Source organism: Streptomyces sp. GbtcB6, assembly GCF_019091475.1.
Taxonomy (GTDB): domain Bacteria; phylum Actinomycetota; class Actinomycetes; order Streptomycetales; family Streptomycetaceae; genus Streptomyces; species Streptomyces hyaluromycini.
Genome location: NZ_JAGXJL010000007.1, coordinates 160,669 through 181,958, shown reverse-complemented (window position 1 = coordinate 181,958; position 21,290 = coordinate 160,669). Strand labels below are relative to the sequence as shown.

Sequence of the window (21,290 nt, the reverse complement as noted above, 5' to 3'; positions counted from 1 at the left end):
GAGAACCCAAAGTGGCCGAGCTGTTCTACGACGCCGACGCCGACCTGTCCATCATCCAGGGCCGCAAGGTCGCGGTCATCGGCTACGGCAGCCAGGGTCACGCCCACGCCCTGTCGCTGCGCGACTCGGGTGTCGACGTGCGTGTCGGTCTGCACGAGGGCTCCAAGTCCAAGGCGAAGGCCGAGGAGCAGGGCCTGCGCGTGGTGACCCCGGCCGAGGCCGCCGCCGAGGCCGACGTGATCATGATCCTGGTCCCGGACCCGATCCAGGCCCAGGTCTACGAGGAGTCCATCGCCCCCAACCTGAACGACGGCGACGCGCTGTTCTTCGGCCACGGCCTGAACATCCGCTTCGGCTTCATCAAGCCCCCGGCCGGCGTCGACGTCTGCATGGTCGCCCCCAAGGGCCCGGGCCACCTGGTGCGCCGCCAGTACGAGGAGGGCCGCGGCGTGCCCTGCATCGTGGCCGTCGAGCAGGACGCGACCGGCAACGGCTTCGCGCTCGCCCTGTCGTACGCCAAGGGCATCGGCGGCACCCGTGCCGGCGTCATCAAGACGACCTTCACCGAGGAGACCGAGACCGACCTGTTCGGTGAGCAGGCCGTCCTCTGCGGTGGCACCTCCGCCCTGGTCAAGGCCGGTTTCGAGACCCTGGTCGAGGCCGGCTACCAGCCGGAGATCGCCTACTTCGAGTGCCTGCACGAGCTGAAGCTCATCGTCGACCTGATGTACGAGGGCGGCCTGGAGAAGATGCGCTGGTCGGTCTCCGAGACCGCCGAGTGGGGCGACTACGTCACCGGCCCGCGGATCATCACCGACGCCACCAAGGCCGAGATGAAGCAGATCCTCGCCGAGATCCAGGACGGCACCTTCGCCAACAACTGGATGGACGAGTACCACGGCGGTCTGAAGAAGTACAACGAGTACAAGAAGCAGGACTCCGAGCACCTGCTGGAGACCACCGGCAAGCAGCTGCGCAAGCTGATGTCCTGGGTGAACGAAGACGCGTGAGCCCCAGGTGACAGGGCCGGGGCCACACGCCCCGGCCCTGTTGTCCGTCCCGTCGAATCTCAGACGGGTGATCCTTCCGCAGAGGCGCAGGACGCCCCACGCCACGCCACTACACTGCCGTACTACATACGCGTCAGGCCCACAGCGTCGTGCGTCTCCACGCGGCTAGCCAACCTCCACCGCCTGCGGCCGTCGGGACGGCCGTCCGCATTGGACCTGTGAGGACTCACGTGAGCTCGAAACCTGTCGTACTCATCGCTGAAGAGCTGTCGCCCGCCACCGTCGACGCGCTGGGCCCGGACTTCGAGATCCGGCACACCAACGGAGCAGACCGGGCCGAGCTGCTCCCCGCCATCGCCGACGTGGACGCGATCCTGATCCGCTCCGCCACCAAGGTCGACGCCGAGGCGATCGCCGCGGCCAAGAAGCTGAAGGTCGTCGCACGAGCCGGCGTCGGCCTGGACAACGTCGACGTCTCCGCCGCCACCAAGGCCGGCGTGATGGTCGTCAACGCCCCGACCTCCAACATCGTGACCGCCGCCGAGCTGGCCTGCGGTCTGCTGATCTCCAGCGCCCGCCACATTCCGCAGGCCAACTCCGCGCTGAAGAACGGCGAGTGGAAGCGCAGCAAGTACACCGGCGTCGAGCTCGCTGAGAAGACCCTCGGTGTCGTCGGCCTCGGCCGCATCGGCGCCCTGGTCGCGCAGCGCATGTCCGCCTTCGGCATGAAGGTCGTCGCCTACGACCCCTACATCCAGCCCGCCCGCGCCGCCCAGATGGGCGTCAAGGTGCTGTCGCTGGACGAGCTGCTCGAGGTCGCCGACTTCATCACCGTGCACCTGCCGAAGACCCCCGAGACGGTCGGTCTGATCGGCGACGAGGCGCTGCGCAAGGTCAAGCCGTCGGTGCGGATCGTCAACGCCGCGCGCGGTGGCATCGTCGACGAGGAGGCGCTGTACGCGGCGCTCAAGGAGGGCCGGGTCGCCGGCGCCGGCCTCGACGTCTACACCAAGGAGCCGTGCACCGACTCCCCGCTCTTCGAGCTCGACCAGGTCGTCTGCACCCCGCACCTCGGTGCCTCCACCGACGAGGCCCAGGAGAAGGCGGGCATCGCGGTCGCCAGGTCCGTCCGCCTCGCCCTCGCCGGCGAGCTGGTCCCGGACGCGGTCAATGTCCAGGGCGGGGTCATCGCCGAGGACGTCAAGCCGGGCCTGCCCCTTGCCGAGCGCCTCGGCCGCATCTTCACCGCGCTCGCCGGTGAGGTCGCGGTCCGCCTCGACGTCGAGGTCTACGGCGAGATCACCCAGCACGACGTGAAGGTGCTGGAGCTGTCCGCGCTCAAGGGCGTCTTCGAGGACGTCGTCGACGAGACGGTGTCGTACGTCAACGCGCCGCTGTTCGCGCAGGAGCGCGGTGTCGAGGTACGGCTGACGACCAGCTCGGAGTCGGCCGACCACCGCAACGTCGTCACCGTGCGCGGCACCCTCGGCAACGGCGAGGAGGTCTCGGTCTCCGGCACGCTGTCCGGCCCGAAGAACCTCCAGAAGATCGTCGCGGTCGGCGACTACGACGTCGACCTCGCGATCGCCGACCACCTGCTGGTGCTGCGGTACGAGGACCGGCCGGGTGTTGTCGGCACCGTCGGCCGCATTCTGGGGGAGGCCGGGATCAACATCGCCGGTATGCAGGTGTCCCGCTCGGTGGCGGGTGGCGAGGCGCTGGCCGTTCTCACCGTCGACGACACGGTTGCCTCCGGCGTGCTGGCCGAGGTGGAAGCGGAGATCGGGGCGACCTCGGCTCGATCGGTGAACCTCGTCTGATTTTTTTGCCCCCCGCCCACCCGACTCGCTCGGCTGGAGGGTTGGGCTCGTTCGTCCTCAAACGCCGGACGGGCTGACTTGGTCAGCCCGTCCGGCGTTTGTATGGTCACCTCCTTCGCAGCGTCACCGCCGCTCCCACCGCCGCCAGCGCCAGCAGCGCCGCCCCCGCGATCGCCGCCCCCTGCATCCCGCTGGTGAACGCCTCCCGGGCGGACCGGGTCAGGGCCTCTCCTGCCGGTCCCGGCAGCCGGCCCGCCGTCGCCAGCGCGCCGCCCAGCGTCTCGCGGGCCTGAGCCGGAGCCGTCGTCGCCATCTCGTGGCGGTAGACCGCCGTACCGATCGAGCCCAGTACGGCCATGCCGAGCGCACCGCCGAACTCCGCGGCCGTCTCAAGGAGCGACGACGCCGTCCCGGCCCGCTCCACCGGTGCGCCGGTCAGCGCCAGGTCGGTCAGCTGGGACATGATCGCGACCATCCCGCAGGCGAGGACACCGGCCCCGGTCAGCACCAGCCACAGCGAGTCGGTGCCGATCAGGGCGAGCAGCACGAACCCCGCCGCCATGGCCGTGAAGCCGCCGGCGACGACGTAGCCCCGGTCGACGCCCCGCTGCACAAGCCGCGCCGTGACCGGCCCCGCGACCCCGATGAACACCGAGGGCAGCAGACTCCACAGCGCCGCCGCGAGCGGGCTCATCCCGAGGACCGACTGCAGATACTGCGTGGTGAAGATCGCCGAGCCCATCATGGCGAGCGAGGCGACGAGGTTCAGGACCAGCGCCGGGGTGAAGCCATGGCCCTTCAGCAGGGCCGGCGGGATCAGCGGGGAGCCGGTGGTGCGCTGGCGGTGGACGAAGAGGGCGGCGAAGAGCAGGCCGACGGTGACCGAGACGACGTAGAGCGGGTGCCAGCCCTCGGAGGGGATCTCCTTGACGCCGTAGATCACCGGGAGCACGGCGGCCAGCGAGAGCGGGACGCTCGGCCAGTCGAAGCGGCCGGGGGAGGGGTTCCTGGACTCGGGGAGCAGGAACGGGCCGAGGAGCAGAAGCAGGGCCATCGCCGGGAGGTTGACCAGGAAGACCGAGCCCCACCAGAAGTGCTCGACGAGGATCCCGCTCATCACCGAGCCGAGCGCGATCCCGCCGGTCATCACCCCGGACCACAGGCCGATCGCCTTCGCGCGCTGGCCGGGGTCGGTGAACATCGTGCGCAGCAGGGCCATCGTCGACGGCATCAGGGTCGCCCCGCCGATGCCGAGGACCGCGCGGGCGGCGATCAGGGTTCCGGCGCTGTCCGCGTACGCGGCGAGCAGCGAGGCGCCGCCGAAGGCCGCGGCTCCCATGAGGAGGAGGCGCCGGCGGCCGATCCGGTCGCCCAGCGCGCCCATCGTCATCAGCAGGCCGGCCAGGACGAAGCCGTAGATGTCGAGGATCCACAGCTGCTGGGTGCCGCTCGGCGCCAGGTCGGCGCCGATCGCCGGCAGGGCGAAGTAGAGGACCGAGACGTCCATCGAGACCAGGAGCAGCGGAAGCATCAGCACGCCGAGCGCGGTCCATTCGCGGCGCCCGGCCAGAGCCGTGGTGGTCGGTGGTGCGGTGGTGCTCGTCGGGTTCGTCATGCCAAGGAATGTACGGGCGTATAAAACGCTTGTCTAGAACGCTTGTATAATTCATGCGTCTAGGACGGCTGTATGGATCCCGGGTAGGGTGGTCCGCATGGGACACCGTGAGGATCTGCTGGAAGGCGCCAAGCGCTGCCTGCTGGAGAAGGGGTTCGCGCGGACGACGGCGCGCGACGTCGTCAAGGAGTCGGGGACCAACCTCGCCTCGATCGGCTACCACTACGGCTCCAAGGACGCGCTGCTCGCCCAGGCCTACATCGCCCTGGTGGAGGAGATGTCCTTCGAGGGCGGCGACGGCGGGCTGACCGGAGCGCCCGGCTCCCTCGAACGGTTCCGGGAGGTGTGGTCGAACATCGTCGACAGCATGCGCGGGCCCGGCTCGATGTGGCGGCTCAGCGTGGAGATCGTGACGATGGGCGATCAGATGCCGGAGGTGCGCGACCAGTTGGCGCGCGCCCAGCGCGAGGGCGGCCGGGGACTGACCTCGCTGCTGATGGGCGTGCCGGAGGAGGAGGTCTCCGACGAGACCGCCGACACCCTGGGCCGCTTCTACATGACCCTGATGTCCGGCCTCATCTCGCAGTGGACCTTCGACCCGAAGACCGCCCCCGACGGCGACGCGCTCACCGAGGGGCTGCGCCAGATCGTCGAGGCCGTGAACCGGAGTTGACGCGGCGCAGACGCCGGCCGCCGGGTGGCGCCGGTGCGCCGGGTCAGCCGAGCGGGTACGTCACCACGGCGCGGGCCGGGAACCGCAGCGCGTCGTCGTACAGCGGCGAGCGCTCGACGGTGACCCGGACGCCGTCGGCGGAGTCGTAGTACCAGACGGGGCTCTGCAGGGCGGGCCCGCACAGGCCGTCCGGGAGCTTGTACGGCTCGCCGGCCACGCCGACACCGCCGTGGCTCTTGTCGAACAGGTCCGCGCCCGCCGGCACGATGCCCGCGCCGCGCAGGTAGTCCGAGAGCAGGCCGCTGCGGAAGGACAGGACGGCGCTGCCGTTCCGGGTGAAGTAGTGGACGTCGGAGGCGTCGGAGGGAATCGGCGTGCCGTGGACGATGATCCGGTCCGGCAGCCGCTGGTCGCTTCCGGCGCAGGCCCGTGCGTCGCCGAGCGGGTGGGGCAGGTCGTCCCGGAAGAGCCAGACGGCTCCGGCGGCGAACCCCGCCAGGGCGAGCACCGCGATCCCCAGCGCGGCCGACCGGCGGCCCGGCCCGGGTTGTCTGCGCGCCCCGCTCTCCTCCGCCCGTGGCGGAGCGGCCGCCTCGCCCTGCCGTATGTCCGGACCCGAATCACCCATGTCCGCCCCCGCCGACATCCTTGATGTGAACACGCGGAGCATACGCCGACCGGCATCCGCACATGGCACTGAAGGCGCACCTCAGGCGAGCCGGGCCCCCTTCAGCGCCATGTGCAGCAGCAGGCGGTCCTCGCCGTCGTCCAGGTCGAGGCCGGTGAGCTGCTCGACGCGGGACAGGCGGTAGTACAGGGTCTGCCGGTGGATGCCGAGCGCGGTGGCCGTGCGGCCCGCCTGGCCCGCGTGGTCGAGGTAGACCTCGGCGGTGCGGGCCAGTTCGTGGTGGGCCGGGGTGAGGAGGGGGGCCACGGCCCGGTCGTGGGACGCCGCCGGCGGCAGCGCGGTCAGCAGCCGGTACGGGCCGATGTCCGCCCACTGCGCGACCGGCCCGAACCGCGGCTCCGCCAGCGCGGCCCGGGCGGCCGCCGACGCCTCCTGCCAGACCGCGGCCAGCTCGGCCAGCCCCGTCCGGGCCTCGCCCACGCCCGCGGCGCAGTGCTGCGCGGCCGGGACCGGCCCCGCGAGCCCAGCGGCCACGGCTGCCGCCGTTCGCGCCCCGGCGCCGCGCGCCGCCGCCGACCGGGCCTCCTCCGCCTCCTTGAGCAGCCGGGCGGCGGCCGTCAGGGCGGGGGTGGCCGTGTCCGTGCTGCGCAGCCGGACCAGCACGGCCAGGCTGTGACCGGTGGCCCCCCAGGGCAGCGCGCACAACGCGGTCACGTGCGGGACCGTACGCGGGGACGGGGTGTCGTCCGGGTCGGCGGACGGCCAGGGGGCGACACAGACCAGCGTGTGCGGGCCGTCCGCGCGGGCGCCGAGGGCCGTACGGAGCTCGGCCACCGCCATGTCCCGCTGCCAGCCGCTCTCCGCCACCAGCACCGCCCGAAGCTCGCGGCCAAGGCCCGCCCCCGCCTGCGCCTCGTCCGCGAGCAGTGCCCCGATCCGCCCCGCCACCCCCATGGCGGCGGCCAGCTGGGCGTCCGTCGGACCCGGATCGGAGTCGAGCAGCCAGACGTAGCCGAGGACGACACCCCGATGGCGTACCGGCAGACAGATCCGCCCCCGGTACACCCCGGCCTCCGGGGTCGGCGGAATCCGGACCGGCCCGGTCGCCCGGGTGATGCCGAAGCCCTCGAACCAGGTGCGGACCGCCGACGTGGAGCGCCGGGTCAGGATCGAGCGGGTGCGGACCGGGTCCAGCGCCGACGGATCGAGGTCGCCCTCACTGTCGTACGCCCCGAAGGCGATCAGCTCGAAGTCGCGGTTCTCCAGGGTCGCCGGGACACCCAGCAGCTCCGAGATCTCGTCGACCAGCTCCTGGTAGTCACCCTTGAATTCCGACGTCACCCGGGCATTCTCCCGCAATTCACGGACGCCTTCATACATCTGTCTGAGATCTGCGGCACGGATGCGTGACAGCTGTCGATGGCACACGATCGGAGGGATCCTTAACTTTCACGGTGGTTCCCCGTGCCGTATCCAAATCGTCGGATCGCGGCCTGTCTGGCATGTGTTGTGGAGGTGCCCCGTGCTGGGTCCCGTGATTCTCGCCGCGTCGCGCAGCGACCGGATGCGACGTCTGATCTCGGCGGCCCCGGTGACGAAGCAGGTCGTCGACCGCTTCATCCCCGGCGAGTCGGTCGCCGACATCGTCCCGATCATCGAGGAGCTGACGGGCCGCGGCCTGGAGCTGACGATGGACGTCGTCGGTGAGGACATCACCACCCCGGAGCAGGCCACCGCCGCCCGGGACGCCTACCTCGCGCTCGTCGAGCGGCTGAAGGACCTCGGTCTCGGCGAGCGCGTCGAGATGTCGGTCAAGCTGTCGATGTTCGGCCAGGCCCTCCCCGGCGGCCATGAGCTCGCCCTGGCGAACGTCCGCCCGGTCGTCGAGGCCGCCGCCGCCATCGGGACGACCGTCACCCTCGACGCCGAGGACCACACCACCCTCGACTCGATGTTCGCCATCCACGAGGAGCTGCGCCGGGACTTCCCGCAGACCGGCTGCGTCATCCAGGCCTACCTCTTCCGCACCGAGGCCGACGCCCGCCGCCTCGCCGAGGCCGGCAGCCGCGTCCGCCTGGTCAAGGGCGCCTACAAGGAGCCCGCGGAGGTCGCGTACCAGCAGAAGCACGAGATCGACAAGGCGTACGTGCGGATCCTGCGGACCCTGATGGAGGGCGAGGGGTACCCGATGGTCGGCTCCCACGACCCGCGCCTCATCTCCATCGCCCAGGAACTCGCCCGGTGCGCCGGCCGCAAGCCCGACGAGTACGAGTTCCAGATGCTGTACGGCATCCGCAGCGACGAACACCTGCGCCTCGCCGCCGAGGGCCACCGGATGCGTGTCTACACCGCCTACGGCACCGACTGGTACGGCTACTTCATGCGCAGGCTCGCGGAGAAGCCGGCGAACCTGCGCTTCTTCGTCCGCTCCATGCTCAGCAAGGGCTGAAGCGTCGTCCCTCCCGCCCGCCTCCCTGCAACACCCGCTCACGTACAAGGAGTTACGGATCCCATGGACGCTGTGACCCAGGTCCCCACCCCCGTCAACGAGCCGGTGCACGGCTACGCCCCCGGCTCCGCCGAGCGCACCCGCCTGGAGGCGAAGCTCAAGGAGCTCGCCGAGAACCCGATCGAGCTGTCGATGACCATCGGCGGCGAGAAGCGGCTCGGCGGCGGCGAGTCCTTCCAGGTCGTGCAGCCGCACAACCACAAGGCCGTCATCGGCACCGGGCGCCACGCCACCCAGCAGGACGCCCAGGACGCGATCGACGCGGCCCTCGCCGCCGCGCCCGCCTGGCGCGCGATGTCCTTCGACGACCGCGCGGCCATCATCCTGCGCGCCGCCGAACTGCTCGCCGGCCCCTGGCGCGAGACCATCGCCGCCTCCACCATGCTCGGCCAGTCCAAGACCGCCCAGCAGGCCGAGATCGACAGCCCCTGCGAGCTGGTCGACTTCTGGCGGTTCAACGTCCACTACGCCCGCCAGATCCTGGCCGAGCAGCCCCCGGCCAACTCCCCGGGCGTCTGGAACCGCCTGGACCACCGCCCGCTGGAGGGCTTCGTCTACGCGATCACGCCGTTCAACTTCAGCGCGATCGCGGGCAACCTGCCGACCGCGCCCGCGCTGATGGGCAACGTCGTCGTCTGGAAGCCGTCCCCGACCCAGACCCACGCGGCCGTGCTGCTCATGCGGCTGCTGGAGGAGGCGGGCCTCCCCAAGGGCGTCATCAACCTCGTCACCGGCGACGGCATCGAGGTCTCCAAGGTCGCCCTCGAACACCGCGACCTGGCCGGCATCCACTTCACCGGTTCCACCAGGACCTTCCAGTACCTGTGGAAGACGGTGGGCAACAACATCGAGAAGTACCGCTCCTACCCGCGTCTGGTGGGCGAGACGGGTGGCAAGGACTTCCTCGTCGCCCACCCGAGCGCCGACCGGGCCGTCCTCAAGACGGCACTCACCCGCGGTGCCTTCGAGTACCAGGGCCAGAAGTGCAGCGCGACCTCCCGGGCCTACATCCCGGCGTCCATCTGGAACGACGGCTTCCGTGAGGAGTTCGCCGCCGAGGTCGACTACCTGACCATGGGTGACGTCACCGACCTGTCGAACTTCATCGGCGCCGTGATCGACGACCGCGCGTTCGCCAAGAACAAGGCCGCGATCGACCGCGCGAAGACCGACCCGTCCTGCGAGATCGTCGCGGGCGGCTCCTACGACGACTCGGTCGGCTACTTCGTCCGCCCGACGGTCGTGGTGTGCAGCGACCCGGAGAACGAGGTCTTCCGCACCGAGTACTTCGGCCCGTTCCTCGCCGTGCACGTCTACGAGGACGACCGGTACGACGAGATGTTGACCCAGATGGAGTCGGTGTCGGACTACGCGCTCACGGGCTCGGTCGTCGCGAACGACCGCGCGGCGGCGGCTTACACGATGGAGAAGCTGCGCTACGCGGCCGGCAACTTCTACATCAACGACAAGTCGACCGGTGCCGTCGTCGGCCAGCAGCCCTTCGGCGGCGGCCGCTCCTCCGGCACCAACGACAAGGCCGGCGCCCCGCAGAACCTGCTGCGCTGGACGCTGACCCGCGCGATCAAGGAGACGCTGGTCGCGCCGACCGACTACGCGTACCCGCACATGGGCTGATCCCCAGCCCCCCCGAGCACGGGCCGGGAAGCCTGACCCACGAGCAGGCTTCCCGGCCCGTTCCCATGCCCGGCTCCGGTCCGTACTGCCCCTTCGTCCGGTGGTCCCGTACGACACTGGGGCCATGTCTCTCCACGTCGCCCACACCGCCGACCTCGACCCCGCCGACCTGCGCGCCGCCCGCGCCCTCCTGCACGAGGCGTTCGGCGGGGACTTCGCCGACACCGACTGGGAGCACGGCCTGGGCGGCCTGCACGCCCTCGTCCACGACGAGGCCGGGCTCGCCGCCCACGGCTCCGTCGTCATGCGCCGCGCCCGGCACCGGGGCCGCTGGCTGCGCGTCGGCTACGTCGAGGCGGTGGGCGTACGGCCCGACGCCCGCCGCCGGGGACTGGGCGGGCAGGTGATGGCGGCTCTGGAGCGGGTCGCCGGGCGGGCGTACGACTTCGGTGCGCTGTCCGCCAGCGAGGACGGGGCCCGGCTCTACACCGCCCGGGGCTGGCGGCGTTGGGACGGCCGGGTCTGCGCCGTGTCCCCGGAGGAGGGGATCGTGCGGCTCGCGGACGAGGAGGGGGACGTGTACGTGTGGCCCGGCCTCGCCGGGGACGTCCTCGACCCCGCCCATGAGCTGATCTTCGACTGGCGGGACGGGGACGTCATGTAACCCGTTCGCCTCATCCGTCTCAACCGTCAAAACCCCAGCTCACGGCCGTGTGACCGGCTTCGCCGTCTCAGATAGTAGGAAGTCCGAGTAATTGTGCAGACAGAAGCGGGCCGCTCCCTTACTTTTGTAGGAGCCGAACGTCTCGCTCGATCAAGCGAATGGCGGTCGTGAGCCGGGCCCCGTGCAGGCAACCCCTGCGGCACCGCTCCCCGCCCCTTCCGGCGTCTCGTATCCCCCCTGCCGTACTCCATGTATGTCGAAGGAGTCGATTCCCATGGCCGAGACGACCGTCCGCCGCCGAGTCCGCCACGTGTCCCGCACGAGCGAGTCCGACCGCAAGAACGCCGCCGCCGCCCTCCAGCGCGCCCTCGACCGCCGCGACAACGGCGGCGAGACCGGCCACTGAGCGGCCGCTGAGCACACGGCACCCACGCCGGTAGCACGTGTAACACCCCCCCTTGACGGGAGCCGCACCCGCACGGGGTGCGGCGCGGCCGGGACAGCCGCGCCGTACCCTGCGGATCACTGCCCGCGCCGTACCTCGAAGTGGTCGATCCGCGCACCGCTCTGCGCCAGCGCCGACACCTTCAGCCTCGGGGCCGTACCCGCCTCCGCCTCGACCTTGAGGAAGGAGAAGCCGGTGTACCGCACCCGCGACCACTCCACCGTCTCCGCCACGTTGTGCTGCCCCTTGACCCAGCGGAAGCTGTCCACCGCGTCGTGCCGGGTGACGTGCCCCTCGTAGCTGTCCCTGACCCCCGAGGGGAACCCGTACAGGTTCCGCCCGCCGCCGCCCGCCGTGACGTAGACGATCCCGTCCCGCGTCGGGTCGGTCGAGCCGCCGACCGGGACCGCGCGGCCGACCCCGCCGCCGCGCACCGCGTCCGTGCGCTCGTAGACGTGGTTGTGTCCGTTGACGACCAGGTCCACCTGGTACTTGGTGAACAGCGGCAGCCAGGCCGTCCGGATCCCGCCGTCCGAGGCGTGTGAGGACGTCGAGTACGCGCAGTGGTGGAAGAAGACGACGACGAAGTCCACGCCCTTCGCCGCCCGCAGCTCCTTCAGCTTCCGCTCCAGCCATGCCGTCTGCCGGCCGCCGCTGTAGCCGAGGTTGGCGGGGATCTCGTACGACACGTCGTTCGCGTCCAGCGCCACGAAGCCGACGTTGCCGTAGGTGAACGCGTACACGCCCGGCGCGCCGTGCGGGTCGAAGCCGTTGTCCGGGAGGGCGAAGCGGGCGTACTGGCCGCCGTAGCCGTCGGGGGAGTACCAGGCCTCCATGTCGTGGTTGCCGGTCGTCACCATCCACGGGACGGACCGCGCCACCGGGTCGTTCTGCTTCAGGAACCGGTCCCACTCCCGGGCGTCATAGCCGTCCGAGGTCTTCCCGGCGCCGTTGCCGTCCGCGTAGCAGATGTCGCCGGCGTGCAGGTGGAAGGCGGGGTTCTGCTTCAGCAGCGCGTTGTCACTGGCCTTCCCGGCCTGGCTGACGCCCTGGTCGCCGAAGGCCGTGAACACGAACCGCTCCGGGCTCGCGGGCGCGGTGCGGAAGGGGGTGATGGCGGCGCGGTGGCCGGGGGCGGCCGGGTCCCAGCCGTCGTGGCCGACGCCGTAGTAGTACGTCGTACCGGGTGCGAGGCCGTCCAGGGCCGCGTGGACGTAGTACTGCTCGACCACCGGGCGCACCCCCTGCACCCCGGGTGTGTGCAGATGCCGGATCTCCGCGCCGACGCGGGTGCCCAGCTCGTCCGGGCGCGTCCCGATCCGCACGAACGGCTTCCGCACCGCGAACGGCACCTGCCAGGAGATCCGCATCTGCGTCCGCGGATCGGCGCCGAAGGCGAGATGGCGGCCGAACGGCACGACCGCCGCGCCCCGGACCGCCGAGGTGGCCGGCGCCGGGCTCGCCGACTTCGCCGCACAGCCGGTGACCAGCCCGCCGCCCGCCACCGCGCCGGCCGTCACCAGGGTGCGGCGGCTCACCAGCCGGGCGCACAGATACTCGTACTGCTCGGCCATGCTCATCCGGGCGGCCAGTCGCGGCGGGATGCCGAAGTCGGGGACGGGGGGTTCGGGGGATGTCCCCCAGGAAGGCACGGTCATGCCGGGAAAGATGCCCAGCGCAGGCCAACACCGGTCATACGTACGGGTGAACGCCCGTCGACGGAACGACCCGCCGTGTCCGTATGCCGGACGGTGCATGTCATCCCATGGGACGAGGAGTAGGGTGCCCGCATGTCTCGCAGCATCAATCTCGCAGTGATCCCCGGTGACGGCATCGGGCAGGAAGTCGTGGCCGAAGGCCTCAAGGTCCTCTCCGCCGTCCTCCCGCAGGATGTGAAGCTGGAGACCAAGGAGTACGACTTCGGCGCCAAGCGTTACCACGCCACGGGTGAGACCCTCACCGAGGCCGACCTTCACGCGCTGAAGCAGCACGACGCCATCCTGCTGGGCGCCATCGGCGACCCGAGCGTCCCCTCCGGTGTCCTGGAGCGCGGCTTCCTGCTGAAGCTGCGCTTCGCCTTCGACCACCACGTCAACCTGCGTCCGTCGAAGCTGCTCCCGGGTGTCGCCACCCCGCTGGCAGGCGAGCCGCAGATCGACTTCGTCGTGGTCCGCGAGGGCACCGAGGGCCCGTACACCGGCAACGGCGGCACCATCCGCAAGGGCACCGAGCACGAGGTCGCCACCGAGGTGTCCGTCAACACGGCCTTCGGTGTCGAGCGCGTCGTCCGGGACGCCTTCGCCCGCGCCCAGGCCCGCCCGCGCAAGAAGCTCACGCTGGTCCACAAGAACAACGTGCTGACCTTCGCCGGGCACCTGTGGACGAACATCTTCAACAAGGTCGCCGCGGAGTTCCCCGAGGTCGCGACGGACTACATCCACGTCGACGCGGCGACGATCTACCTCGTCACCGACCCCGGTCGCTTCGACGTCATCGTCACCGACAACCTCTTCGGCGACATCATCACCGACCTCGCCGCGGCCGTCTCCGGCGGCATCGGCGTCGCCGCGAGCGGGAACATCAACCCCTCCGGCGAGTTCCCGTCGATGTTCGAGCCGGTCCACGGTTCCGCGCCCGACATCGCCGGCCAGGGCAAGGCCGACCCCACCGCCACGGTTCTGTCCGTCGCCCTGCTGCTGCGCCACCTCGGCTACGAGGCCGAGGCCGCCCGCGTCGAGGAGGCCGTCACCGCCGACCTCACCGAACGCCAGGGCAAGCCCGCCCGTTCCACCTCGGAGATCGGCGACGCGCTCGCCGTACGAGTAGCCGGCTGACCCGCCGAGCTTCTCCGATCACCCAGAAGCCGTCGGGTCGCACCAGCGCCCGGCGGCTTCCCCATGCCTCCCGCCGGGTGCCACCATCTACCCCGGTCCGCATTCACCCCGATTCCTTCCCACCCGGCCCCCGCGCGATAATCGAACGCGGAGCCGCGCCATGAGGGAATGCTCGGACGTCCTATGACAAGGGTGTGAGCGCGGCCCATCACTACAACCGGTGAAGGACACCTACCCATGACGACGCCCACGATCGAGCTCAAGCCGTCCGCGCACCCGCTGGCCGCCGCGGAGCGCAAGGCGATCCTGGCCAACCCCGGATTCGGCCGCCACTTCACCGACCACATGGTGACGATCAAGTGGACCGAGGGCCGCGGCTGGCACGACGGCCAGCTCGTTCCGTACGCGCCGATCCCTCTCGACCCGGCCACCAACGTCCTGCACTACGCCCAGGAGATCTTCGAGGGACTGAAGGCCTACCGCCGCCCCGACGGCTCGGTGGCCACCTTCCGCCCCGACCAGAACGCCAAGCGCTTCCAGCGTTCCGCCCGCCGGCTCGCCATGCCCGAGCTGCCGGTGGAGACCTTCATCGAGGCCTGTGACCTGCTGGTCCAGCAGGACAAGGAGTGGGTCCCGGCACACGGCGGCGAGGAGTCCCTCTACCTGCGCCCCTTCATGATCGCCACCGAGGTCGGCCTGGGCGTCAAGCCGGCCAACGAGTACCTCTTCCTGGTCATCGCCTCCCCGGCCGGTGCCTACTTCCCCGGCGGGGTCAGGCCGGTCTCCATCTGGGCCTCCGAGGACCGCGTCCGCGCCGTCCCCGGCGGCATGGGCGACGCCAAGACCGGCGGCAACTACGCGGCCTCCCTGCTCGCCCAGGCCGAGGCGGCGGCCCAGGGCTGCGACCAGGTCTGCTACCTCGACGCGGTCGAGCACAAGTGGGTCGAGGAGCTCGGCGGCATGAACCTGTACTTCGTGTACGGGGACAAGATCGTCACCCCGACCCTCACCGGTTCGATCCTCGAAGGCGTCACCCGCGACTCCCTGCTCACCGTCGCCCGCGACCTCGGCTACGAGTCCGAGGAGGCCCGGGTCTCCATCGAGCAGTGGCAGCGCGACTCGGAGAACGGCACCCTCACCGAGGTCTTCGCCTGCGGCACCGCCGCCGTGATCACCCCGGTCGGCACCGTCAAGCGCACGAACGCCGAGTGGCAGCAGTCGGGCGGCGAGCCCGGCGAGGTCACCCTCAAGCTCCGCGAGGCGCTCCTCGACATCCAGCGCGGCACGGTGGAGGACAAGCACGGCTGGATGCACCGGCTCGGCTGATCCGGCCGATCGCACCAACAGGCGATCTTCGACTGTCCGTTCGACGCGTATCACCTCCCCCGTACGGGTATCTCCTGAGTCCACACGGGGGAGGGAGCGCGCGTGAGCGGACGATCGCCGATGCCACGGCTGCGGTGGCTGATGCGCACGTTGAGAACGCCGCGCCGTCCCCAGAGTCTCACCGTGCTCGCCCTGCTCACGGCCGTCGCGGCGCTGCTGCTGTGGCGGGCCTCGACGATGGACAACTACGGACAGAACCTCGCCCTCAACCTCGGCACCGACATCGTCGGCGTGGTCGTCACCGTGTTCGTCATCGGCCCGCTGATATCCCGGGCCCAGGAGGGCCGGGTCCGTGAGCACACCCGGCTGGACTACGAGTGGTTCGCCGCGCAGGTGCACGGCTCGACCTCCAACGTGAAGGTCCTGGACACCTTCTCCAACCTGTTCGGACCGCAGTTCTCCGAGCGCCTGTTCCGGGGCGTCAGATCCGCCACCGCGAGCGGCGCCCGGGTGCAGATCCTGCTCCTGGACCCCGACTCGCTCGCGGTCATCCTGCGCGGCCGCGAGCTGGGCGAGCAGAGTGCCGACATCCGCCGCGACATCATGCGCAACCTGCGCACCCTGGACGCGTTCGCCCGCCGCCTCGACGCCACCTCCCGGCAGCTGCTCGAGGTACGGCTGTGCTCCACCTCCCCCGGTGTCACCCTCTACCGCTGGGACGAGCGCTGCCTGGTCTCCTTCCTGACCGTCGGCCGGCTCTCCGGCGAGGGCGTCCAGCTGGAGGTCGCGGTCCGTTCCCCGCTGGGCACCTTCGTGGAACAGCGTTTCGACGAACTCTGGCAGCAGGGCAAGCCGATGGAACGGTTCACCCGCCTTCCCGTCACCCTCGTCGACGCCACGGACGGGCGACGGGAGTTCGTCTGCCACTTCGTCTTCCTCGACGACCGCCTGTACGTCGCCGCCCCCGACCTCGTCACCTACCTGGCCCGCCGCCGGCTCGACCAACTCAGCGCCTACAGCGAGGCACTGAGCGGGTCCGGCGCGCACGACGTCATCGTGGTCGACGACGAGAGCGAGCTGCATCGGCGGCTCATCCACCACTTCGGGGAGAAGTACGATGCGCGGGCGGCCGCCTTCGTGGAGTTGCGGCCGTCCACGGTCCTGGTCACGGAATGAACAGAGGGCCCCGCCACACATGAGCTCAGCGCACCACCCCCGTTTTCGCGCCTTCACGCCACGTGACCTGGACGGTCTGCTGCGGCGTGTCTCCCTGACGGACGATCAGCGGCTGGCGCTGCGGGCGGTCTCCTCGGTCCTGCCGTTCCGTACGAACGCGTACGTCGTCGACGAGCTGATCGACTGGTCGGCCGTGCCCGAGGACCCCGTCTTCCGGCTGACCTTCCCGCAGTCCGGGATGCTGCCCCCGCCCGACGTCCGCCGGATGGCCGACCTGCTGGCCGGGGACGCCCCGCGCGCCGAGATCCAGCGCGCCGCGCACGAGATCCGGATGCGGCTCAACCCGCACCCCTCCGGCCAGCTCGACGCCAACGTCCCCGTGCACGAGGGGCAGCGGCTGACCGGCCTCCAGCACAAGTACCCGGAGACGGTGCTGGTCTTCCCGCGCCAGGGCCAGACCTGCCACGCCTACTGCACCTACTGCTTCCGCTGGCCGCAGTTCGTCGGCGAGGCGGACCTGCGCATCGCGACGGACGACATCGCGGCCACCGGCTCCTATCTGCGCGCCCACCCCGAGGTCGCCAGCATTCTGATCACGGGCGGCGACCCGCTGGTGATGAGCACGGAGGTGCTGCGCCGCTACGTCGAGCCGTTGCTGCGGATCGACACCGTCCGCTCGATCCGAATCGGCACCAAGTCCCTCGCCTTCTGGCCGTACCGCTTCACCACCGACCGCGACGCCGACGATCTGCTGCGCCTCTTCGAGGAGGTGGTGGCGAGCGGCCGGCATCTCGCCCTGATGGCCCACTTCACCCACCCGCAGGAGCTCCGTCCGCCCGTCGTCCGGGAGGCGATGCGGCGCGTCCGCGACAGCGGGGCCGTGATCCGCTGCCAGGGCCCGCTGGTGGCCGGGATCAACGACAGCGCGGACGCCTGGGCCGAGCTCTGGGAGGAGACGACCACGCTCGGCGCGGTGCCGTACTACCAGTTCGTGGAGCGGGACACCGGCCCCCAGGGCTACTTCGGCGTCCCGCTGGCCCGCGGCCACGCCATCTTCCGCGACGCCTACGCCCGCGTCTCCGGCCTCGCCCGCACGGTGCGCGGTCCGGTCATGTCGGCGATGCCCGGCAAGGTCTGCGTGGACGGCGTCGCCGAGGTGGCCGGCGAGAAGGTCTTCGCGCTCCACCTGATCCAGGCCCGCGACCCGGACCTGGTCGGCCGCCCCTTCTTCGCCGCGTACGACGAGGGGGCGACGTGGTTCACCGACCTGAAACCCGCGTTCGGGGCGAGCCGGTTCCTGCCGGGGCTGGAGGCGGGCTGACCTGGTCAGCCCACCGCGCTGCCCGGCAGTCTGACGGTGAAGCAGGCGCCGCCCTCGGGTCCCTGGCCGCCGGCGGTGATGGTGCCGCCCAGCCGGGTGGTGAGGCGATGGGCGATGGCCAGGCCGAGGCCGCTGCCGACGGGGCGGATGTCCCGGTAGCGGTCGCGGAGCACGCCACGCTCGAACGCGACCGCGGCGTCGTCGTCGGACAGGCCGGGGCCGCCGTCGCGGACCTGGATGACGGCGTGACCGCCTTCGGCGCGCAGCGCCAGGACGAGGGGGCTGCCTTCCGGGGTGACGCGCAGGGCGTTCTCCAGCAGTCCGTCGGCGATCTGCCGTACGCGGAACCCGTCCGTGTCGGCGAGGACCGGGGAGTTCGGGCGCTCCAGGCGGAAGTCGACGTGGTGGCGTGCGCAGAGCCGCGACCAGGTTTCCGCGGCCTCCTCGACCAGGGCGCCCAGGTCGGTGCGCCGGATGTCGAGGTGGAAGTCGTCCGCTTCGAGGCGGGCGAGCCGCAGCAGGTCGCTGACGAAACCGTCGAGCCGCCGGGTCTCGGTCAGCAGGGTGCGTCCGACGGCGGGCAGTTCCCCGGCCGGCACGACGCCGTCGTCGAGGGCCTCCGCGTAGCCCTTCACGACGGTCAGGGGGGTGCGGATCTCGTGGGAGACGGACAGAAGGAACTCCCGCTGGCGGTTCTCGCTGCGGGTCAGCGCCTGGTCGAGCACGGTCAGCGAGCTGCCCAGTTCGACCGCCTCCACGGGGCCGCCCGCCGGACCGTGCAGCCCGCGCTCGCCCGCGGCCAGCCGGTGCGCGACGGCCGCGGCCGAGGCCAGCGGCCGGGCGATGCGGCGGGCCAGGAACGCCCCGGCCAGTGCGGCGCCCACCAGTCCGGTGCCCATCGGCAGCAGCAGGCTCCTTTGCATCCGGGAGGCGGCCCGCCCCACGTCGGTCATCGGCTGGATGAGCACGACGGCGCCGCCCCCATGAGCCGGGTGCGCTTCGACCATGAAGTTCCCGCCGTCCAGGGTGGCGGTGGCGGACACGGGACGGCCGGACAGCAGCCGGTCGCGGTCGGCGTCGGTGAGTGCCGGGGCGGCCGGTCCGGCGACCCTGCCGTTCGGGGCGACGACGGCGAGCCGCACGCCGTTGGATCCGGCCAGCCGCTGCTCGTCCTCGCGGAGGAGCGAGGGGGGCGCCGGGACGCGGCTGAGGACCGTGGCCTGGCGGGCGAGCCGGTCGCGCTCCTGGGCCTCGGCATTCGCATGGGCCGTCTCCCCGGACACCAGCCCCGTCAGCATGACCGCGAGCGCCGCCACCAGTGTCGCCAGCAGGACGATGGCGCCGGCGAGCGAGCCGCGCAGCGGCCACCGGGGCCTGAGCCGGTGCCGTACCGCCTTGTTCATGCCGGGTTCCTCACGCCGGGCCGGCGCTGTAGCCGACCCCGCGAACGGTGCGGATGGGGCCGGCGTCACCGAGCTTGCCGCGCAGCTGGGAGACGTAGACGTCGACGACCCGGCCGTCGCGGTAGTCGGCGTACCCCCAGACGTGGGACATCAGCTGCGCGCGGGTGAAGACCTGGCCGGGCCGGCGCATCAGATGGGCGAGCAGGTTGAACTCGGTCGTGGTCAGGTCGACCGGCCGGCTGTCGAGGTGGACGGTCCGGCGGGCCGGATCGAGGGTGAGCGCGCCCATCGTCAGCACCGGCTCGGCCGGCGGCCCGGCGGCCCGGCGCAGCACCGTCCTGATCCGGGCGACGAGCTCCCGCGGTGAGAACGGCTTGGTCAGGTAGTCGTCCGCGCCGAGCTCCAGGCCGATGATCCGGTCCGCTTCCTCGTCCCGGGCGGTGACCATCACCACCGGCGTCCAGTCGCCGCCGTCCCGCAGCAGACGGCAGAACTCCACGCCGTCGAGGCCGGGGAGGGTGAGGTCGAGCACGACGGCCACCGGGCGGAGCCGCCGGACCGCCGCCAGTCCGGCGCGGCCGTCGCTCTCCACGTGCACGCCGAAGCCGTCCCTGGTCAGGTAGAGCCGCTGCAGGTCGGCGATGTGCGCCTCGTCCTCCACGATCAGGACGAGACCTTTGTCCTGGGGCATGTGCACCGAGCCTAGCGGTCACGGCCCCCGCGCCCCGCCTCGTGCGGGCCGGTCCGCCGGTCCTTACGTTGCCCGAACAATCCACGAACACCCGCCTCGCACGGCCCGGCCATGCTCGGTGGCGGCCGGGAAGCGCCCGGTCCGCCGGCCACCGAGGGCGAGAGAGCCGACTCCTGAGGCCCTGAGGCCCTGAGGAACGCCCGTGCCCGGCGCTGCTGCTCGCCGGGCCCGGTCCGACAGGCAGGGCCCGCCGCGATGCCGAACATGTGAAAGAGGAACGTCATGGCCAAGTTCATGCTGGGCAGGACACTCGTCGGAGTGGCGGCCCTGGGACTCGCTCTCACCGCCTGTTCCACGGACGGTGAGACCACGGAGTCGGGCGCGGCCAGTGCCCAGCCGAGCAGCTGCCCCACCACCCCGGCACCGCAGGGCGGCGCGGGCGCCGGAGCCGGAGCTCGCGCCGGCGTCCCCTCCGGCGGGCCCGGCGGTGCGGGCGCCGGTGGCCAGCTTCCGGTGGCCTCGACCGTGGCCAAGCCCGACACCACCAACAGCAAGGTGATCACGGCCACGGGGGCACAGATCGAGTGCGGCGGGACCGAGGTGGAGACGCACGACGACATCGTGTACTCGACCCCCGGCGCGAACGGGAAGAAGACCGAGCTGAAGCTGGACATCACCGTGCCGAAGTCCGGCGGCGAGAAGCCCCTGGTCGTCTACATCCCCGGCGGCGGCTTCCTGGCGGCCCCGAAGGAGCAGGGGCTGAACCGGCGGACCTACATCGCCGAACACGGCTACGTGGTCGCCAGCGTCTCGTACCGCACCACCACGGACGGGGCCACCTACGCCGACGGCCTCGCCGACGTGAAGTCCGCGATCCGCTATTTGCGCGCCCACGCCGCCGCGTACCGGATCGATCCCGACCAGGTCGCCGTGTGGGGCGACTCGGCCGGCGGCTACCTCGCCGCCATGGCCGGCACCACCGGCGGGATCAAGAAGTTCGACGTCGGTGACAACCTCGACCAGAGCAGCGAGGTCCAGGCCGTCGTCGACGACTTCGGGCCGGCCGACCTCTCGAAGATCGGCGCGGACTACGACGACAAGACCAAGCAGGAGAACCTCGCCGTCGGCAACATGACGGCCAAATGGGTCTACGGTCCCGACACGAAGAAGTCCGTCGCCGAGTACACGGACGAGGTCAAGGCCGCCGACCCGGCCACGTACGCGGACGCCGGCGACCCGGCCTTCCTCATCTACCACGGCGACCAGGACCGCCTTGTCTCGCCCAGCGAGACCCTGGCGCTGAACAACGCGCTCCTGGCCAAGGGCGTCGACAGCACCCGTTACATCATCACGGGCGCCGGTCACGGCGACGGGGCCATAGGGATGCCCGCCTCGATGACCGAGCCCTGGACCACCCGGAAGGTCGTCGACCAGCTGGTCGGCTTCCTCGACGATCACCTGGGTTCCTGACGGGGGCGGTGCCGTAGGGGTGGCGGCCCTTGTCGGGGGCTGCGCCCCCGGACCCCCCTTCGGCCTGAAC

At 71.3% G+C, this 21,290-nt stretch carries 18 protein-coding genes; 12 read left to right on the top strand and 6 right to left on the bottom strand.

Annotation, left to right across the window (positions count from 1 at the left end; translation table 11 throughout):
• The first annotated feature begins 11 nt into the window (after positions 1-11).
• Both ilvC and serA read left to right on the top strand, forming a co-directional pair.
• Positions 12-1,010, top strand: a complete 999-nt coding sequence (gene ilvC, locus KVT45_RS14655; RefSeq protein ID WP_089098583.1) for a ketol-acid reductoisomerase — start codon at positions 12-14, stop codon at positions 1,008-1,010.
• A gap of 230 nt (positions 1,011-1,240) precedes the next feature.
• Positions 1,241-2,830: a phosphoglycerate dehydrogenase gene (serA, locus tag KVT45_RS14650; RefSeq protein ID WP_217547577.1), complete on the top strand. Its 1,590-nt coding sequence runs from the start codon at positions 1,241-1,243 to the stop codon at positions 2,828-2,830.
• A gap of 106 nt (positions 2,831-2,936) precedes the next feature.
• Here the strand turns inward: serA and KVT45_RS14645 are convergent, their stop codons facing one another.
• A complete protein-coding gene (locus tag KVT45_RS14645; RefSeq protein WP_217547575.1) occupies positions 2,937-4,445 on the bottom strand; it encodes an MFS transporter in 1,509 nt (502 codons plus the stop codon).
• Between the two features lie 97 nt (positions 4,446-4,542).
• On the opposite strand from KVT45_RS14645, the gene KVT45_RS14640 reads away from it, so the two are divergent.
• The gene (locus KVT45_RS14640) at positions 4,543-5,118 is read left to right on the top strand and encodes a TetR/AcrR family transcriptional regulator (protein WP_217547574.1); all 576 of its coding nucleotides are present in this window, start codon (positions 4,543-4,545) and stop codon (positions 5,116-5,118) included.
• 43 nt (positions 5,119-5,161) lie between these two features.
• On the opposite strand, the gene KVT45_RS14635 is transcribed toward KVT45_RS14640, so the two are convergent.
• Together KVT45_RS14635 and KVT45_RS14630 are read right to left on the bottom strand one after the other, a co-directional pair.
• Entirely contained in the window at positions 5,162-5,746 is a 585-nt protein-coding gene (locus tag KVT45_RS14635; protein ID WP_254646771.1) for a hypothetical protein, read from the bottom strand.
• A gap of 81 nt (positions 5,747-5,827) precedes the next feature.
• The gene (locus tag KVT45_RS14630) at positions 5,828-7,126 is read right to left on the bottom strand and encodes a CdaR family transcriptional regulator (protein WP_217547572.1); all 1,299 of its coding nucleotides are present in this window, start codon (positions 7,124-7,126) and stop codon (positions 5,828-5,830) included.
• 142 nt (positions 7,127-7,268) lie between these two features.
• Between KVT45_RS14630 and KVT45_RS14625 the strand changes: the two genes are divergently transcribed.
• From KVT45_RS14625 to KVT45_RS57680, 4 genes are all read left to right on the top strand, one after another.
• Complete coding sequence (locus tag KVT45_RS14625; protein WP_217547571.1) at positions 7,269-8,195, top strand: proline dehydrogenase family protein; 927 nt, start codon at positions 7,269-7,271, stop codon at positions 8,193-8,195.
• Between the two features lie 63 nt (positions 8,196-8,258).
• Entirely contained in the window at positions 8,259-9,890 is a 1,632-nt protein-coding gene (pruA, locus tag KVT45_RS14620) for an L-glutamate gamma-semialdehyde dehydrogenase (protein ID WP_217547569.1), read from the top strand.
• Positions 9,891-10,014: 124 nt separating this feature from the next.
• A complete protein-coding gene (locus tag KVT45_RS14615; RefSeq protein ID WP_217547568.1) occupies positions 10,015-10,554 on the top strand; it encodes a GNAT family N-acetyltransferase in 540 nt (179 codons plus the stop codon).
• A 274-nt stretch (positions 10,555-10,828) separates the two neighbouring features.
• Complete coding sequence (locus KVT45_RS57680) at positions 10,829-10,960, top strand: hypothetical protein (RefSeq protein WP_015493350.1); 132 nt, start codon at positions 10,829-10,831, stop codon at positions 10,958-10,960.
• A 116-nt stretch (positions 10,961-11,076) separates the two neighbouring features.
• On the opposite strand, the gene KVT45_RS14610 is transcribed toward KVT45_RS57680, so the two are convergent.
• Positions 11,077-12,657, bottom strand: coding sequence for a metallophosphoesterase family protein (locus KVT45_RS14610; RefSeq protein ID WP_217547566.1), 1,581 nt, complete (start codon positions 12,655-12,657; stop codon positions 11,077-11,079).
• A gap of 132 nt (positions 12,658-12,789) precedes the next feature.
• On the opposite strand from KVT45_RS14610, the gene KVT45_RS14605 reads away from it, so the two are divergent.
• The 4 genes from KVT45_RS14605 (at position 12,790) to KVT45_RS14590 (ending at position 17,656) form a co-directional block, all read left to right on the top strand.
• A complete protein-coding gene (locus KVT45_RS14605; protein WP_217547565.1) occupies positions 12,790-13,833 on the top strand; it encodes a 3-isopropylmalate dehydrogenase in 1,044 nt (347 codons plus the stop codon).
• 237 nt (positions 13,834-14,070) lie between these two features.
• Entirely contained in the window at positions 14,071-15,159 is a 1,089-nt protein-coding gene (locus KVT45_RS14600) for a branched-chain amino acid aminotransferase (protein ID WP_217547563.1), read from the top strand.
• Positions 15,160-15,261: 102 nt separating this feature from the next.
• Positions 15,262-16,335 (top strand): hypothetical protein, encoded by a 1,074-nt coding sequence (locus KVT45_RS14595; protein WP_217547561.1) that lies wholly within the window; start codon positions 15,262-15,264, stop codon positions 16,333-16,335.
• Positions 16,336-16,354: 19 nt separating this feature from the next.
• Positions 16,355-17,656 carry a KamA family radical SAM protein gene (locus KVT45_RS14590; protein WP_217547560.1) on the top strand — a complete coding sequence of 434 codons (1,302 nt, stop codon included), beginning with the start codon at positions 16,355-16,357 and terminating at the stop codon, positions 17,654-17,656.
• Between the two features lie 5 nt (positions 17,657-17,661).
• On the opposite strand, the gene KVT45_RS14585 is transcribed toward KVT45_RS14590, so the two are convergent.
• Together KVT45_RS14585 and KVT45_RS14580 are read right to left on the bottom strand one after the other, a co-directional pair.
• On the bottom strand, positions 17,662-19,059 hold the full coding sequence (locus KVT45_RS14585) for a sensor histidine kinase KdpD (protein WP_217547558.1): 1,398 nt from the start codon (positions 19,057-19,059) through the stop codon (positions 17,662-17,664).
• Positions 19,060-19,069: 10 nt separating this feature from the next.
• Positions 19,070-19,750 (bottom strand): response regulator transcription factor, encoded by a 681-nt coding sequence (locus KVT45_RS14580; RefSeq protein WP_089099746.1) that lies wholly within the window; start codon positions 19,748-19,750, stop codon positions 19,070-19,072.
• Positions 19,751-20,032: 282 nt separating this feature from the next.
• Here KVT45_RS14580 and KVT45_RS14575 point away from each other — a divergent pair, with 282 nt between their 5' ends.
• Positions 20,033-21,220 carry an alpha/beta hydrolase gene (locus tag KVT45_RS14575; RefSeq protein ID WP_254646770.1) on the top strand — a complete coding sequence of 396 codons (1,188 nt, stop codon included), beginning with the start codon at positions 20,033-20,035 and terminating at the stop codon, positions 21,218-21,220.
• The last annotated feature ends 70 nt before the right edge of the window (positions 21,221-21,290 follow it).